Below are 14,902 nucleotides of genomic sequence, written 5' to 3' on the forward strand. Positions count from 1 at the left end.
CTTCAACTCAAATCTGTGGTGGTGCCGCCAAGGAACGCCTGTTGGACAGCAGGATCGGTCATCAATGCCGATGCGGTGTTTTCGCCAACGATGCGGCCCGCTTCCATGAGGTAGCCGCGATCGGCGATGGCAAGGCTGATCGAGACATTCTGTTCGACCAGCAGCAGGGCAACGCCTGTTTCGCGAATGCGGCGCAGGGCTGCGAAAAGTTCAGTGACCACAATTGGTGCCAGACCGAGACTGGGCTCATCGAGCATCAGCAGACGCGGATTGCTCATCAGCGCGCGTCCAATGGCCACCATTTGCTGTTCGCCGCCGGACATGGTGCGGGCCATTTGTTTACGCCGCTCGGCCAGCTTGGGGAACAGGTCAAATATCAGCTCAAGACGGGCGGCTTCACCGCCGCGTGCGCGTTGCGGGTGGGCGCCCAGCATGAGGTTTTCATCGACCGTCAGCTCGCCGAAAATGCCGCGCCCTTCGGGCACCAAGGCAATGCCGGCATCGGGAACCTTGTGGGGTGGCATGTTGAGCAATGAGAGGCCGTCGAGCGACATGGCTGTCTGGCCGCTGGTCTTGACCATGCCCGAGACAGCCTTGAGCAGCGAAGACTTGCCGGCCCCGTTGGCGCCCAGGATGACCACGGTCTCCTGATCACCCACCGAGACGCTGACGTCATCGAGCGCCAGATGGCGGCCATAGCGCAAAGAAAGATTGGCAATATCAAGCATGGCCTTCTCCGAGATAGGCACGAACCACATGCTCGTCGGCCAGTACGTCGTTGGTGGGGCCATCAGCGATCTTGGTGCCGACGTTCATCACCACCGCCCGCGAGCACAGTGCGCGGACAGCTTCCATGATGTGTTCGACCAGCAGAACCGTCATGCCGCGCTCGCGCAGCGACACGATCAGATCAATGCCGACCCGCAATTCAGTGGGGTTGAGGCCCGAAAGCCATTCATCAAGCAGCAGCAGACGAGGTCGTGCTGCCAGAGCACGGGCCAGTTCCATGCGCTTCTGATCGATATAGGTCAGATCCTGCGCCATTTCGTGCCCGCGACCAGCCAGACCGACATCGACCAGCAGTTTCTCGGCTTCGATTTCGGCCTCTTCCCCCCAGACAGCATCGCGCCGGAAGGCTACGGCCGCCACGATGTTCTGCCGGACGCTCAATGATGGCAGCACCCGCACAAGCTGGAAGGTACGCGCCACGCCATGATGGGCGATGCGATGGGGTGGCAGGCCTGAAATATCGGTTTCATCGAACATGATGCGACCGGCAGTGGGTGCAAAAGCGCCGGAGATCATGTTGATCACTGTGGTCTTGCCGGAGCCGTTTGGGCCCAGCAGCGCGACGATTTCGCCTTCGGCCACCGAGAAATCTACATTGTTGACGGCTGTCAGGCCACCGAATTGCTTGCGCAGTTTTTCTACGCGGACCAGAGCACTCATTTTGCAGACTCCTCGGGCTTGCGGTTCCGGAACCGGCCTGAATGCTCTTCGATGAAGGCCAGAACGCCGCGCGGCACGACGAAGACGATGACGATGAACAGGCAACCCAGAATGATCGAATAATGGCTGGGAAAGTTGGCCGACAGCCACTCGAACATCAAAAAGAGCGGCACAGCGCCCAGCAATGGACCCCATAGACGGGTTGCCCCACCCAGCAGCGCCATGATCAGCGTCAGGAACGAGATGGTGGGGTTGAAGACGATGGACGGCTCGACATAGGTCCAGCGTGGCGCCTGGATGGCCCCGACCAGGGTCATGATGGTGGCGCTGACGGTGAACAGGGCCAGCTTGATGCGGGCGATATCGATGCCGGCATGGGCCGCAACCACTTCGTCGTCGCCGATGACCTTGAGCGCGAGCCCGATGCGCGAGCGGCCGATCCACCAGCCGATCAGCAGCGTCACAGCACCCAGGCCGAGCAGTTGCCAATAGATGTCGGTGGCACTGAAGGGCAGGAAGATATAGCGCCCCAGCGTGCCGGTGACATTGACCTCATACCAGGTGACGAGCTGGCGGATCAGTTCTGCCAGGCCGAAGGTGAAAATCACGAAATAGACACCCGCCAGGCGCAGCGTCGCCAATCCGACAAGCACCGCAACCACCATACCGATCAGCGCTGCCACCAGCAGGACCAACGGATAGGGCAAGGTTTCGGACAGGACAGCGACCGTATAGGCGCCGATGCCGAAAAAAGCGACCGTGGCCAGTGAGACATAGCGGGTTGGCCCCGAGAACAGAGCCCATGCCGTGGCCAAGGTCACATAGCCGGCCAGACCGAGCAGCAGGCCGACACCATAGGCATCAATGACCGTGGGGAGGATGACCAGACCGATCAGCGCCAGAAGAGCCACGCCGAAGCCGATAATAGTACGCGACATTAGCTGGCAGCCTTTCCGAACAGGCCCGACGGGCGCCACAGAAGCACGGCCAGGAAAATTGCATAGGTTGCCGCCAGGGTAAGCCCGGGATCGACATAGGTAGCGACCAGGGTTTCGACCAGACCAAGCAACAGACCAGCGACCAGCGCGCCCATCAGATTGCCCAGCCCGCCCATGATGACCACCACCAGCGCCTTCATCGTGAAAATCACGCCCATGGATGCGGTGAAGGTCTGGTACATCGAAATCATCACACCGCCAGACGCTGCCAGTGTGGCGCCCAGAGCGAAGGCAAAGCGGGCGGTCCGATTGACGTCAATGCCGACAAGCGGGGCCGATTGCGGCGCGACAGCGACGGCGCGAATGGCGGTGCCCCAGCGGGTGCGGGTCAAGGCAAGGTAGAGCGCGGCGCCGATCACCACCGCCAACACGAAGGCCAGCAGACGGTTGGCACCAATGGTGGCGCCAAAGATCTGAACGCCGAAATTGAGATAGCTATAGCTGGTGTAGTTGGAACCGAAGACAACCAGCATGACGCCCTGCAGCACAAACAGCAGACCGAACGTGGCCAGAATGGAGTCCACTTCCAGGGTGCCGCTCTTGGCGGAGCGTCTGACCAGCGGCTGCATCATCAGGCCATAGACCAGATAGCCGAAGGCGAATGCACCGGGCAGGATGATAACCAGCCCGAGCACAGGATTGATGCCGAGCTGGCTTACCAGCAGATAGGCACAGAAGGCGGCGATGATGATGGTTTCGCCATAGGCGAGGTTCATGATGCGCGAGATGCCGTACTGGAGCGTCAGCCCCATTGCGACAAGCGCATATGTCCCTCCGAGCACAAGCCCGGATATGATTGCGGTTACGATCACGCCGCCGCCTCCTGCATGGTCACGTGTTAGTCGATATTACTGTGCTGCGACCCAAGGTGCCTTAGGCAGCATGGGTGTGCTGGCACCGGCGCGATCCGATGGCTCGATGCCGACGAACATGCCGTTCTGCCACTGACCCGTCCACCACAGGTTACGCAACTGGTTGTCTTCCAGCTTGGTCTCACCGAGCACGGTTTCGAAGGTGCCGTTGGAGAGCTCGGCAGACACTGCCTCACGATCCAGACCGACGCGCTTGATTGCCTCTTCGAGCATCTGCAGCGAGGTATAGGTGATCACGCTGCCCCAGAGGTCTGGTGCTGCACCGATAAAGGCTTCATGGCGGGCACGATAGTCGGCATTGGCCGCATCGTTGGGATCAATACCACCCAGGCTCATAATGCCCTCGGCATTGGCGCCATTGGCGGCACCAAAAGCGGGGAAGCCAACACCAACGCCCATATAGAGCACCTTGGGATTGAAGTCGGCGACCTGTGCCTGCGCCGTCATGGCGAAGGTGTCAGGCGGATAGGAGAAAGCGATGAAGGTATCAGCGCCGCTGCCTGCCGACTCATTGAGCATGGGCGAGAAATCGGACGTGGTTGGCGGATAGCTGGTGTCATAAACCAGCTCGAAACCTGCCTCGGTCAGGGCTGGACGTGCAGCCGTCACCAGATCGATACCGAAGCCATCAGCGACCGAGATCATGGCGATCTTGTTGTTGATGGTGCCTTCATCTCGGGCCTTGGTGAGAACCTCAGCCAGCGCCTTGGTGTAATCGGCACCACCGCCGAGAAGCCAGAAGCTCTTGTCCCAACGCTCGACGAATTCAGGTGCCTTGTCGGTCACGGCCGAAACGGCAAGCTGGGGGTAGCCGAAGCGGTCAAACAGCGGTGCGACGGCGAGGTTGAAGCCCGTGCCCCAGGGCGGCAGAATGAAATCGACCTTGTCCTGGGTCGCCAGACGCTCAACGGCACGGACAACTTCTTCAGATGCCGAACGGTCGTCATATTCGATGACTTCGATGGGCAGACGCGAGCCATCGGGCATCTCAAGGCCGCCGGCTTCGTTGACCTCGTGAATCCACAGCTTGTAGTTGGGCACTGTGGTGATGCCGGCACCGCCAGCATTGGCACCGGACAAGGACACGGCATAACCGATCTTGACCGAGGTGCGGTCTTCGGCCTGAACGGCCAGCGAACTGGCGCTCAGCATGAGAGCGGCCACCAGACCAAAACTTTGCAGGGCGCTCCTGCGCGAAAGTACGTTCATGAATATCTCCTCCTGTGGGACCCAAAGGGAACCCGTATGCGATGACCCGGCTCTACGGTCGCAATGCCATCGACTAAGTGGAGCTTAGGAGCAGCGTGAAGAGAGAAGAATAGACTTTTTGAGGAGAAACTTGTACTTTTGACGGATGCCGCAATCGACCCGCGATATCACTCAGGAACTCGAAGCCCAGGCGGTTCGCTCCGCGCTTGATGTGGGGCAATGGACGCTGCACGGGCGGCGCAGCAGGTGTTTTGTGATGACATCGGGCTCGGGCAGCATTCTGGTTGGCTCCGAAGACGTGGCGCTGCGGGCCCCCTGCCTGGTGTGGCTACCAGAGGGGCAATCAGCGCATCTGACAATGCGGGCAGGATCAAGCGGTGCGTGGCTGGCCGTCACGGGTCAGGCACTGGGTCATGTCGCCCTGCCCGGCAGCATCGCCGATGATCTGCGCCACATGCTGCTGCGCCCGCAATTGGGAACCACCCTCAAGCCTGATGTGGCCCGGGGCCTGACCGATCACCTGCTGGCTATTGAAGGCGAGTTGCGAGCGAGCAAGCCCGGCGCACCCGAAATGGTGCGGCATCTATTGGCGGCAGTGTTTATCGGACTGTGGCGAATGAGCGAACTGGTCTCGCATGAGGCACGGCCCCTGCCCCGGTTTATCGTCGATCATTTCCTGCAACTGGTGGAAGTGCATCTGCATGACCAGTGGAAGGTGGCCGACTATGCCGCCGCCATGGGGGTATCGACCGACCGCCTGAATACAGCTGTGCGCCGCGCGCTTGGCAAGGCGCCGCTTGAGGTGATTCACGACCGCGTCTGCGCGGCGGCACGGCAAATGCTGGAAAGCTCAGGACTGCAAATTGATCGGGTAGCGGCGCTGCTAGGGTTTGACGATCCCGCCTATTTCAGCCGCTTCTTCAAGCGTCTGACGGGTATGTCACCCAGACAGTATCGCCATGACTATGCAAGCCGCGCGGCACGTCCCGCCGGGTCTTTCGCTGCCTGGCCCTGAGCAGGCCTGGCGTCTGCCAGCGTGCGCGCCGTGTGGCGAATGGCCGTCAGGATACTGGCCGCGGCCGGGCTCAACGTGACATCGACCCGAGTGGTCAACCCGACGGGTCCCAGCGTCTCCTGCATGGCAAACGGCAACATGGCCAGAAGGCCGTCGCGACAATCAGGCGCGACGACGCCTTCGGAAATGAACCAGATGGCATCAGTGGCCCGCAGATAGTTGCGGGCAAAGCTGTCCGAGACAGTTTCGAGCACTGTCTCGGCAAGCGGCACGTCATGGGCGCGCAGGAAACGTTCAACCGTCGGACGGATCACCGCATCCGGGGGCGGCATCAACCAGGGATAATCGGCCAGAGTCGAAAGTACGGGGGCTGACTGACGGGTCAAAGGATGGTCCTTGCGCACCACGGCGCAGACCAGTTCAGAATACAGGTGCTCAAAGCTGAGGCCCGTGATGTCGTGCGGATCAGCCATACGACCGACCACGAAGTCGATCTCGCCCGCGCGCAGCAGATCAATCAGATAGGCGTTTGGGCCCGTAATGACCCGAGCGGGCACGACGACGCCATCGGCGGTCAACGTTGCCAGGGCGGTCGGCAGAATAGCAGTCGAAACCGTGGGCAAGGCACCAACCCTTACCATGCCGGTTGCCGTTGCCTGCCCGGCCACCTGCACGCCCTGGTAAAGAGCGGCCATGCCGTTGGCAGCGTGGAGGCGGAACATTTCGCCCAGGCTGGTCAGGGTCAACGCACGACGGCTGCGATCGAACAGGGCCACCCCCAGAATCGCCTCCAATTCCTGAATGGTCTTGGTGGCAGCTGGCTGACTCATGTTTAAAGCACTAGCGGCCTTGGCCACGCCGCCAAGCCGGGCAACTTCGAGAAAACAGCGCAGATGGCGCAGCTTGAGACGGGGATCAATCAGGTTCAGCGACATGGGCACCTCGAGCGATTACGCTCATTGATATACGTCAAGTTATGCGTTGTCCAAATCTTCTCATTTCCATTTGTGACGCAAACGCGCAAAATAGTGTCAAAGGGAGCTTTGCGGTGCCGTTTGCCCGGATCAATGAAATAACCACGTGGTATCAAGAATCCGGCAGCGGTCCGGCTTTGCCTGTGATCTTTGCCAATTCGCTTGGCACCGATCACCGCATCTGGGCCGGCGTGACCAACCGGTTATCTGCGACGCGGCGCTGCGTGGTGTACGACAAGCGCGGCCACGGCATGAGCGATCTGTCGCCCCAACCCTACGCCATCAGCGACCTGGCTGCCGACCTGCTCGCGCTGGCCGACCACTGTGGCATTGAGCGCTTCGTTATCTGCGGTGTGTCGGTGGGGGGCATGGTCGCCCTGGCCAGCGCTGCTGCACAGCCCGAGCGGATTGCCGGGCTGGTGCTTTGCGATACTGCTCCGCGCATTGGCACACCCGACATGTGGAATATACGGATTGGTCAGGTCCGCAATGACGGGCTATCCGGCATTGCCGACAGTGTCATGGAGCGCTGGTTCAGCCCCGGGTTCCGCGCCACGCGGCAGGATGAACTGGCCGGCTGGCGCAATCTGCTGTCGCGTACACCGGCGCAAGGCTACGCCGAGACCTGCGCGGCCATCCGGGACGCCGATCTGTCGGCCCAGGCGCAAGCCATTGCAGTGCCAACCCTTGTCGTTGCTGGCGCCGACGATCTATCGACACCGCCCGATCTCGTGCGCGCACTGGCGGATCAGGTGAGCGGCGCGCAGTTCGCACTCATCGAAGGCGTCGGCCACATCCCATCCATCGAACAACCTGACCTCCTGGCAGACCTGCTGGGCGAATTTTTGGAGACAATGCCCCATGAGTGAGCGATCCGAACGGGCCGAAACCGGCATGACCACGCGGCGCTCCGTGCTGGGCAACAGCCATGTGGACCGCGCCGAGTCTGCAAAGACCGATTTTGATACCGACTTCCAGACCTTCATCATGGAAGGTGCATGGGGATCGGTATGGTCGCGGCCCGGCCTGACCAAGCGGGAGCGCTCGCTGATTACCCTGGCACTGCTCGCTGCGGGCGGGCATGAGGAGGAATTCGCCATGCATGTGCGGGCCACCGCCAATACCGGGGCATCGGCCAATGACATCAAGGAAGCCCTGTTGCATGTGGCGGTCTATGCCGGCGTGCCGGCGGCCAATAGCGCCTTCAAGGTTGCCAAGGCCGAACTGAGCTTGGGGCAAGACGAAAAAGGAGCGGCAGAATGAGTGATCTGTTTCCAGACGGCCCCGACGGGCTGTTCCCTCGCGATCTGGCCTGGCATCCGCCAGCCGCGACACCGGGCTATAAAAGCACGACATTCCGCGCACCGCGCCAGCCGTTGCTGTCGCTTGATGCGACCAAAAGCGAACTGACCGGGCCGCGTTTCGGGCACGGGCTGATCGGCAAGCTCGATAATGACCTGATCCGCAATTACAGCCAGGACGGCACCGAAGCCATCGGTCAGCGCCTGATCGTTTATGGTCAGGTGCTCGATGAGAACGCACGACCACAGCCCGGCGTGCTGGTCGAGTTCTGGCAGGCCAATGCCGGTGGTCGCTATCGCCACCGTAAGGAAGGCTATCAGGCGGCCATTGATCCCAATTTTGGTGGCTGTGGCCGCGCGCTAACCGACGAGAACGGCTTTTATACCTTCCGCACGGTCAAGCCGGGCGCCTATCCATGGCCCAACGGCCCCAATGACTGGCGCCCTGCCCACATCCATTTTTCGGTCTTTGGCTCGGCCTTTGCGCAGCGCCTGATCACCCAGATGTATTTCGAGGGCGACCCGATGATCTGGCAGTGCCCGATCGCCGGCGGGATCAGCGACAAGGCGGCGATCGACCAGCTCACCGCCAAGCTTGACCGCCACAATACGCCACCAATGGACGCTCTAGCCTACCGCTTTGACATCGTGCTGCGCGGTCGTCGGGCAACATTGTTCGAAAACCGCAAGGAGGGCCTGTGATGATCAACCGTTTGCCAGAACTCAAGGAAACGCCGTCGCAGACCGCCGGGCCCTATGTTCATATCGGCCTGACACCAAATTTCTGCGATATCGGCGGGGTTTTTCCGCTCGATGCCGGGATTACCATGCTGGCCACAGAAACGCCCGGCCAGCGCATTACCATTACCGGCCGGGTGATGGATGGCAGCGACGCTCCGGTTACCGATGCCGTGGTCGAACTCTGGCAGGCCGATGCAAATGGCAATCACCCGCAGACCTCGGATAGCCCGGACAAGGCATTTACCGGCTGGGGTCGGCAGCCAACCGACGCCACGGGCACATTCCGCTTCGAGACCATCAAGCCAGGCCTTGTCGCTGGGCCTGATGGGGTGGCGCAGGCACCACACGTGTCGCTTTGGATCGTGGCGCGCGGCATCAATATCGGTCTGGCGACGCGGTTGTACTTTGCTGACGAGGCAGAAGCCAACCAGGCTGATCCGGTGCTGAACAGGGTGCTGGACCCACGTCGGCGCCAGACCATGATCGCCACGGCCAGCCAGGCTGATGGCGCGACGACCTACACGCTCGATATTCGCCTGCAGGGTGAAAACGAGACTGTCTTCTTCGATATTTAGGATCGTTCATGAGCAAGTTTGTCAGCCTGCAACAGGCTATCGGGGACCATCTACATGATGGCGACACCGTCGCCTTTGAGGGCTTCACCCACCTCATCCCCGTCGCTGCGGGGCACGAGACGATCCGCCAGGGCATCAAGGATCTCACCCTGGTACGCATGACGCCTGACATCATCTACGACCAGATGATCGGGATGGGCCTGGCCCGCAAAGTGGTGTTTTCCTATGCCGGCAATCCCGGCGTTGGTCTGTTGCGTCGCATGCGGGACGCCATTGAGAACGACTACCCGCGCGCAATCCAGATCGTCGAGCATTCCCACTCGGCCATGGCGCAGGCCTATGAGGCGGGTGCCGCCGGCCTGCCAATGGCGGTGTTCCGCGGCTACAAGGGCGCAGACCTGCCCAAGGTCAATCCCGACATCCGCTCGGTTACCTGTCCCTTCACCGGCGAAGAGCTGGCGGCGGTACCGTCGCATCGCCCCGATGTCACGGTGATCCACGCCCAGAAAGCCAACAGGCGAGGCGATGTTCTGATCGAAGGCATTGTGGGCGTGCAGAAGGAAGCAGCGCTGGCCGCCAAGCGGGTGATCGTTACCGTTGAGGAAGTCGTCGACGACTTCGAAGGCATGCACCCCAATCTGTGCATTCTGCCGCACTGGACAGTGACAGCAATTGCCGTGGTGCCCGGCGGGGCCCATCCCTCCTACACCATGGGCTATTACGACCGTGACAATGCCGCCTATCTCGAATGGGACAAGGTCTCGGCCGATCGCGAGCTGTTTGCCACCTGGATGAAAGACAACGTGCTCGACGCGACGCCCGAGGCGTTCGCCGACCGCGTGAAAGGGCTTTAAGATGACCGCGTTCACGCCCACCGAAATGATGACGATTGCTGCCGCTCGCGCCCTCGACAACAAGGATGTCTGCTTTGTGGGCATTGGCGCGCCGTCGGCAGCCTGCAATGTGGCCCGACTGACCCATGCCCCCGAGATCACCCTGATCTACGAAAGCGGCACCATTGGCACTGCGCCAGAGGTGCTGCCGCTATCGATTGGCGATGGCGAACTGTGCGAGACGGCGGTGGCAACCGTGGCCGTGCCGGAAATGTTCCGCTACTGGCTGCAGGGCGGCCGTATTTCCATCGGCTTCCTCGGCGCCGCGCAGATCGACAGGTTCGGCAATATCAACACCACCGTCATCGGCGACTATCATAACCCAAAGGTCCGCCTGCCCGGCGGTGGCGGCGCGCCGGAGATCGCCACCTCGTGTGGTGAAATCTACATCACGCTCAAGCAGGCGACACGCTCGATGGTTGAGAAGATCGACTTCTTCACCTCCTTTGGCCATGGCGAAGGCGGCGATCACCGTGAGCGGCTGGGCATCACCACAAAGGGCCCTACCCTGCTGATTACCGATCTGGCCATCTGGAAGCCCGACCCGGAGACCAAGGAATTCACCGTGGTGTCGCTGCACAAGGGTGTAACCCGCGAGATGGTACAGGAAACCTGCGGCTGGACCGTGCGCTTTGCTGATAATCTGAGCGAAACGCCCGAGCCCACTGAGCTTGAACTGTCGACACTGCGTGATCTGAACGAGCGCACCCGCATCGCCCATGCCGGTGGAAAGGCAGCCTAGCATGACCGAAGCCTATATCTGCGCCTATGTGCGCACCCCGATCGGCCGCTTTGGCGGCGCCCTGTCTGCAGTGCGACCCGATGATCTGGGCGCGGTGCCGCTCAAGGCCCTGATGGAGCGTCATGGCGGTGTGGACTGGGCAGCGGTGGATGATGTGATCTTTGGCTGCGCCAACCAGGCCGGCGAAGACAATCGCAATGTGGCGCGCATGAGCACTCTATTGGCTAGCCTGCCTGAAACCGTATCGGGCACCACGATGAACCGGTTGTGTGGCTCGGGCATGGATGCGGTGATCACCGCGGCGCGGGCCATCAAGGCTGGCGAGGCCGAACTGATGATCGCCGGTGGCGTGGAATCGATGAGTCGGGCGCCATTCGTGTTGCCCAAGGCCGAGGGCGCCTTTTCGCGCAATGCTGAAATCTACGACACCACGATTGGCTGGCGCTTCGTGAACCCAGCGATGAACGCCCAGTATGGCACTGATTCCATGCCGGAAACCGGCGAGAACGTTGCCCAGGACTTCAAGGTGTCGCGCGAGGATCAGGATGCGTTCGCCGTGCGGTCACAGGCCCGGGCGGTCGCTGCACAGAATAATGGCCGCCTAGCGCAGGAAATCGTGCCGGTCACCATTGCGCAGCGCAAGGGCGATCCCAGGATCGTGGACACCGATGAGCACCCGCGTGCCGGCACCAGCATGGAAACGCTGGGCAAGCTGCGCGCGCTGTTCCCGGGCGGATCGGTGACGGCGGGTAATGCCTCTGGCGTCAATGACGGTGCCGCAGCCCTGATCATTGCCAGCGAAGCTGCTGCGAAAAGGCACGGCCTGACGCCAATTGCCCGCATTCTGGGCGGCGCGGCCGCCGGGGTGCCTCCACGCATCATGGGCATGGGCCCTGCCCCCGCCAGCCAGAAGCTGCTGGCCCGGTTGGGACTGACGGCAGCCGACATGGATGTCATCGAGCTCAATGAGGCCTTTGCCAGCCAGGCGATTGCCGTGTTGCGCGAACTCGGCGTGGCGCCTGATGCCGAGCACGTAAACCGCAATGGCGGCGCGATTGCGCTGGGTCATCCGCTGGGGATGTCCGGTGCCCGCATTGCCGGTAGTGCAGCACTGGAACTATCGCTGAACGGCGGACAGCATGCACTGGCCACGATGTGCATCGGCGTTGGTCAGGGGATCGCGTTGGGGCTGGCACGCGTATAGGCTCAGGCCAAAGCATAAAGGCAGCCAAGACGAATGAGCCTTCTAAACACAGCGCTGTTTGCCGATCCCGAGCTGGACGCCCTGCTCGACGACAATGCCCATCTGGCAGCAATCGTGCACTTTGAGGCCATGCTGGCCAGTGCCAGCGCCAGCGAAGGGCTGGTTCCGGACCAAGCGGCCCGAGCGATCAGCGACAGCCTGGCCAATGTCCGGCTCGATACGGCGGCGCTGGCGGCGGGTCTGGCCAAGGATGGCGTGGTGGTGCCGGCACTGGTCAAGGCATTGCGGGCCGGTTTGCCCGAGGCCAGCCGGTCCTATCTGCATTATGGCGCCACCAGTCAGGATGCCATCGATACCGCGTGGATGCTGCAACTGGCCCAGATCGTGCCGATGTTGCAGCTGCGCCTGGGCCATATCAGCAGCACACTGGACGGGCTGGCGGTGCAGTTTGGTCGTCAGCGCCTGATGGCGCATACGCGGATGCAGGCGGCCCTGCCTATAACGCTCGCCGACAAACTGCAGGGCTGGCAGCGGATTATTGATGAATGCAGCAGCGGGCTGACCTTTGCCGCCAAGCGCGCACTGGCGGTTCAACTGGGCGGGCCGGTCGGCAATCGTGCCAGTTTCGAGGGCAAAGGCGATGCCATCGCTGCGCGGCTGGCTGAACTGCTGGGGCTGGCGGACGCGCCGGCCTGGCATGGCAATCGCGTTGCGCTGTGTCGGCTGGGCGCTGAACTGGCCGGGCTCAGCGGCGCACTGGGCAAGCTGGGCACCGATATCGCCCTGATGACGCAGAGCGAAGTAGGCCAGGCAGCCATCAGCGGCGGCGGCGGCTCTTCAGCCATGGCGCACAAGAACAATCCGGTGGAGGCCGAAATACTGGTGAGTCTGGCGCGGCACAGTGCGGGCAATCTGGGCACGCTCTACCAGGCACTGGTGCATGAGAATGAACGCTCGGGCGCGGCCTGGACACTGGAATGGCTTACCCTGCCCGCCATTGTGCGCGATGCTGGCAGCGGTTTGCTGGTTGCGCAGCGTCTGCTGGGGCGACTGAGCTTTCCGGCTCAGGACATTGGCTAGGCCGCGCGGTGCGCTCAAAGCATCCTAAAAATCAAAGCCCATCTGCGAGATTGCCGGCGTATCAACCGGGGTCGTAGCCTTGCTCGGTTTGATGGCCTTGGCCGCTTTGGGGGGCTTGGCTGCAACCGGGGTCGGTGTGGGCTCAGACACGACCGCAACTGGCTCCGGAGCCGCTACTGGCGCTGGAATAGCCTGAACGGGCTGCACCTCTGCTGGCGCGGCCTTGGTGGCCCTTAGGGCCTCGGTGTCCGGCAACAGGTTGCCCAGCCAACGTTGCACCGGCGCCAGTTTTTTGGGATGGAGGGCGTAGCGGTTCTCGCGTCCGAACTTGTTTTCGCTGATCAGTCCGGACTGCTTGAGGACGCGCAGATGACGCGAAATCGCCGGACGGCTGATTTTGAAGGCTGCGGCCAGCACGTGAACGGGCTGCGGCCCGTCGCGAAGCAGTTCGATCAGGCGGCAGCGGGTGGGGTCGGCCAGGGCCACGAGGATTGCGATGGGCGGCATGTCTGTTCCAGATCTTGTCCCACGCTGAGTAGGTAACGACAGGGTTACTCGTCAAGCGTGCACTGGACATGCAACCGATTGTTCACCAGATACGTTGGTCTAGGCTTTACGATGTCACGCAAAATGCTGGCATTGAAAGTGACCCCGGCAACAATCTGGTCACATCCCTGCGCGAAGCTCGGAACAGGGAGAATTTGCAAATGCAGAAATCAGTGTCGTCCTATTCGTGGTGGAGCCGTGCCCAGCGGCCCTATACGCCCGCCGAGCTGATTGTCGACGGCATCGTGCACATTCTGGGTCTGGTCGGTGCCATTGCCGCGGGATCGATACTGCTGGCCTTTTCGATCATCGAGGCAGCGCCCGAACTCCCCGCCCTGTTTATCTACATCGGCAGTCTGGTGGCCGTTCTGGGCGTATCGTTGGCCTACAACATCACACCGGTATCACCGATCAAAAAGCTGCTGGCGCGGTTCGATCAGGCAGCGATCTTTTTGTTCATCGCGGGGTCTTACACACCGTTTCTGGCCGTCATGGGCGGGACCACGACCGGCATGCTGATGACGACATTTGTGTGGGGGGCTTCGCTGATCGGCGTCGCACTCAAGCTGATTGTACCCGAGCATTTCGGCCGGTTGGCCATTGCCCTCTATCTGGCCATTGGCTGGAGTGGCATTCTGGTGTTCCAGTCTCTGGCGCAGACCCTGCCGCCCACAACCATGTGGCTGCTGCTGGCCGGTGGCGTTACCTATTCCCTCGGAATCATTTTCCACCTTTGGGAAAAGCTCAAGTTCCAGAACGCATTATGGCATGTGTTCGTGGTCGGCGGCGCCAGTCTGCATCTGTGGGCCGTCATCGACTTCATGGTCATCCACCGCTTCTAATCGCGCGGCGCACCGACGCGTTCATGCTCCATGATGTCGCCGGGCTTAAGGCCCAGTTCGACCGAGCGCCCGCCCGGAATTTCCAGCACGAACTGCACCGGCACGTTTGACGGGATCGATGTCGGATCCTGTGGCCGTGCGTTGACGTGGATGGTTTTGACCACACCGTCAGCGCCAACGAAAATCATGTCGAGCGGTATGAAGGTGTTGCGCATCCAGAACGAGACTTCGCGCTCCTGCTTGAAATCGAACAGCATGCCGGCATCGTCAGCCAGATCCTGAACAAACATCAGGCCTTTGGCACGGCTCTCGGGCGTATCGACGACTTCAACATTGAAAGTGTGCTCACCGCTCGAAGTGTGCAGCACGAGTCGGCCTTCGTCGCTGCAGGCTGCCAGGGGGCGGCTACCGCCAACACAGCCAGCAAGGCACCGGCGCGTCGCAGCACCGGGGCAAAGCCT

Annotated in this window: 18 protein-coding genes; 10 read left to right on the plus strand and 8 right to left on the minus strand. The window is 61.6% G+C overall.

The window, feature by feature from the left end:
- Positions 1–2: 2 nt before the first annotated feature.
- Genes AC0L37_RS10555 through AC0L37_RS10575 form a run of 5 tightly spaced genes read right to left on the minus strand, consistent with a single transcriptional unit; the run spans position 3 to position 4,528 of the window.
- On the minus strand, positions 3–728 hold the full coding sequence (locus AC0L37_RS10555; RefSeq protein ID WP_212658285.1) for an ABC transporter ATP-binding protein: 726 nt from the start codon (positions 726–728) through the stop codon (positions 3–5).
- Positions 721–1,449: an ABC transporter ATP-binding protein gene (locus AC0L37_RS10560; protein ID WP_269369774.1), complete on the minus strand. Its 729-nt coding sequence runs from the start codon at positions 1,447–1,449 to the stop codon at positions 721–723. The genes AC0L37_RS10555 and AC0L37_RS10560 overlap by 8 nt, the downstream gene beginning before the upstream one ends.
- Entirely contained in the window at positions 1,446–2,387 is a 942-nt protein-coding gene (locus tag AC0L37_RS10565; protein WP_282221169.1) for a branched-chain amino acid ABC transporter permease, read from the minus strand. The genes AC0L37_RS10560 and AC0L37_RS10565 overlap by 4 nt, the downstream gene beginning before the upstream one ends.
- Positions 2,387–3,259, minus strand: coding sequence for a branched-chain amino acid ABC transporter permease (locus tag AC0L37_RS10570; RefSeq protein WP_269369771.1), 873 nt, complete (start codon positions 3,257–3,259; stop codon positions 2,387–2,389). The genes AC0L37_RS10565 and AC0L37_RS10570 overlap by 1 nt, the downstream gene beginning before the upstream one ends.
- A gap of 36 nt (positions 3,260–3,295) precedes the next feature.
- The gene (locus AC0L37_RS10575; protein WP_212658289.1) at positions 3,296–4,528 is read right to left on the minus strand and encodes an amino acid ABC transporter substrate-binding protein; all 1,233 of its coding nucleotides are present in this window, start codon (positions 4,526–4,528) and stop codon (positions 3,296–3,298) included.
- Between the two features lie 145 nt (positions 4,529–4,673).
- Between AC0L37_RS10575 and AC0L37_RS10580 the strand changes: the two genes are divergently transcribed.
- Positions 4,674–5,543 (plus strand): helix-turn-helix domain-containing protein, encoded by an 870-nt coding sequence (locus tag AC0L37_RS10580; protein WP_282221168.1) that lies wholly within the window; start codon positions 4,674–4,676, stop codon positions 5,541–5,543.
- On the opposite strand, the gene pcaQ is transcribed toward AC0L37_RS10580, so the two are convergent.
- Complete coding sequence (gene pcaQ, locus AC0L37_RS10585) at positions 5,492–6,478, minus strand: pca operon transcription factor PcaQ (RefSeq protein ID WP_249327622.1); 987 nt, start codon at positions 6,476–6,478, stop codon at positions 5,492–5,494. The two genes, AC0L37_RS10580 and pcaQ, sit on opposite strands and share 52 nt — an antisense overlap.
- 182 nt (positions 6,479–6,660) lie before the next feature.
- Between pcaQ and pcaD the strand changes: the two genes are divergently transcribed.
- Genes pcaD through AC0L37_RS10625 form a run of 8 tightly spaced genes read left to right on the plus strand, consistent with a single transcriptional unit; the run spans position 6,661 to position 13,053 of the window.
- On the plus strand, positions 6,661–7,386 hold the full coding sequence (pcaD, locus tag AC0L37_RS10590) for a 3-oxoadipate enol-lactonase (RefSeq protein ID WP_473312824.1): 726 nt from the start codon (positions 6,661–6,663) through the stop codon (positions 7,384–7,386).
- Positions 7,379–7,780, plus strand: coding sequence for a 4-carboxymuconolactone decarboxylase (gene pcaC, locus AC0L37_RS10595; protein ID WP_212658292.1), 402 nt, complete (start codon positions 7,379–7,381; stop codon positions 7,778–7,780). Before pcaD ends, pcaC begins: the two co-directional genes overlap by 8 nt.
- Positions 7,777–8,520, plus strand: coding sequence for a protocatechuate 3,4-dioxygenase subunit beta (gene pcaH, locus AC0L37_RS10600; protein WP_473312825.1), 744 nt, complete (start codon positions 7,777–7,779; stop codon positions 8,518–8,520). The genes pcaC and pcaH overlap by 4 nt, the downstream gene beginning before the upstream one ends.
- Complete coding sequence (pcaG, locus tag AC0L37_RS10605) at positions 8,520–9,134, plus strand: protocatechuate 3,4-dioxygenase subunit alpha (RefSeq protein WP_282221166.1); 615 nt, start codon at positions 8,520–8,522, stop codon at positions 9,132–9,134. Before pcaH ends, pcaG begins: the two co-directional genes overlap by 1 nt.
- Before the next feature lie 8 nt (positions 9,135–9,142).
- A complete protein-coding gene (locus AC0L37_RS10610; protein WP_212658295.1) occupies positions 9,143–9,988 on the plus strand; it encodes a CoA transferase subunit A in 846 nt (281 codons plus the stop codon).
- A gap of 1 nt (position 9,989) precedes the next feature.
- Positions 9,990–10,769, plus strand: a complete 780-nt coding sequence (locus AC0L37_RS10615; RefSeq protein WP_212658296.1) for a CoA-transferase subunit beta — start codon at positions 9,990–9,992, stop codon at positions 10,767–10,769.
- A gap of 1 nt (position 10,770) precedes the next feature.
- A complete protein-coding gene (gene pcaF / locus AC0L37_RS10620; RefSeq protein WP_282221165.1) occupies positions 10,771–11,973 on the plus strand; it encodes a 3-oxoadipyl-CoA thiolase in 1,203 nt (400 codons plus the stop codon).
- A gap of 33 nt (positions 11,974–12,006) precedes the next feature.
- Complete coding sequence (locus tag AC0L37_RS10625; protein WP_212658298.1) at positions 12,007–13,053, plus strand: 3-carboxy-cis,cis-muconate cycloisomerase; 1,047 nt, start codon at positions 12,007–12,009, stop codon at positions 13,051–13,053.
- A 24-nt stretch (positions 13,054–13,077) separates the two neighbouring features.
- Here the strand turns inward: AC0L37_RS10625 and AC0L37_RS10630 are convergent, their stop codons facing one another.
- Positions 13,078–13,560, minus strand: a complete 483-nt coding sequence (locus AC0L37_RS10630) for an ArsR/SmtB family transcription factor (protein WP_282221164.1) — start codon at positions 13,558–13,560, stop codon at positions 13,078–13,080.
- 200 nt (positions 13,561–13,760) lie between these two features.
- Here AC0L37_RS10630 and trhA point away from each other — a divergent pair, with 200 nt between their 5' ends.
- On the plus strand, positions 13,761–14,441 hold the full coding sequence (gene trhA / locus AC0L37_RS10635; RefSeq protein ID WP_212658300.1) for a PAQR family membrane homeostasis protein TrhA: 681 nt from the start codon (positions 13,761–13,763) through the stop codon (positions 14,439–14,441).
- Here the strand turns inward: trhA and AC0L37_RS10640 are convergent.
- Entirely contained in the window at positions 14,438–14,809 is a 372-nt protein-coding gene (locus AC0L37_RS10640) for a DUF192 domain-containing protein (RefSeq protein ID WP_282221163.1), read from the minus strand. The two genes, trhA and AC0L37_RS10640, sit on opposite strands and share 4 nt — an antisense overlap.
- Between the last annotated feature and the right edge of the window lie 93 nt (positions 14,810–14,902).

This window comes from Devosia sp. J2-20 (assembly GCF_055808475.1).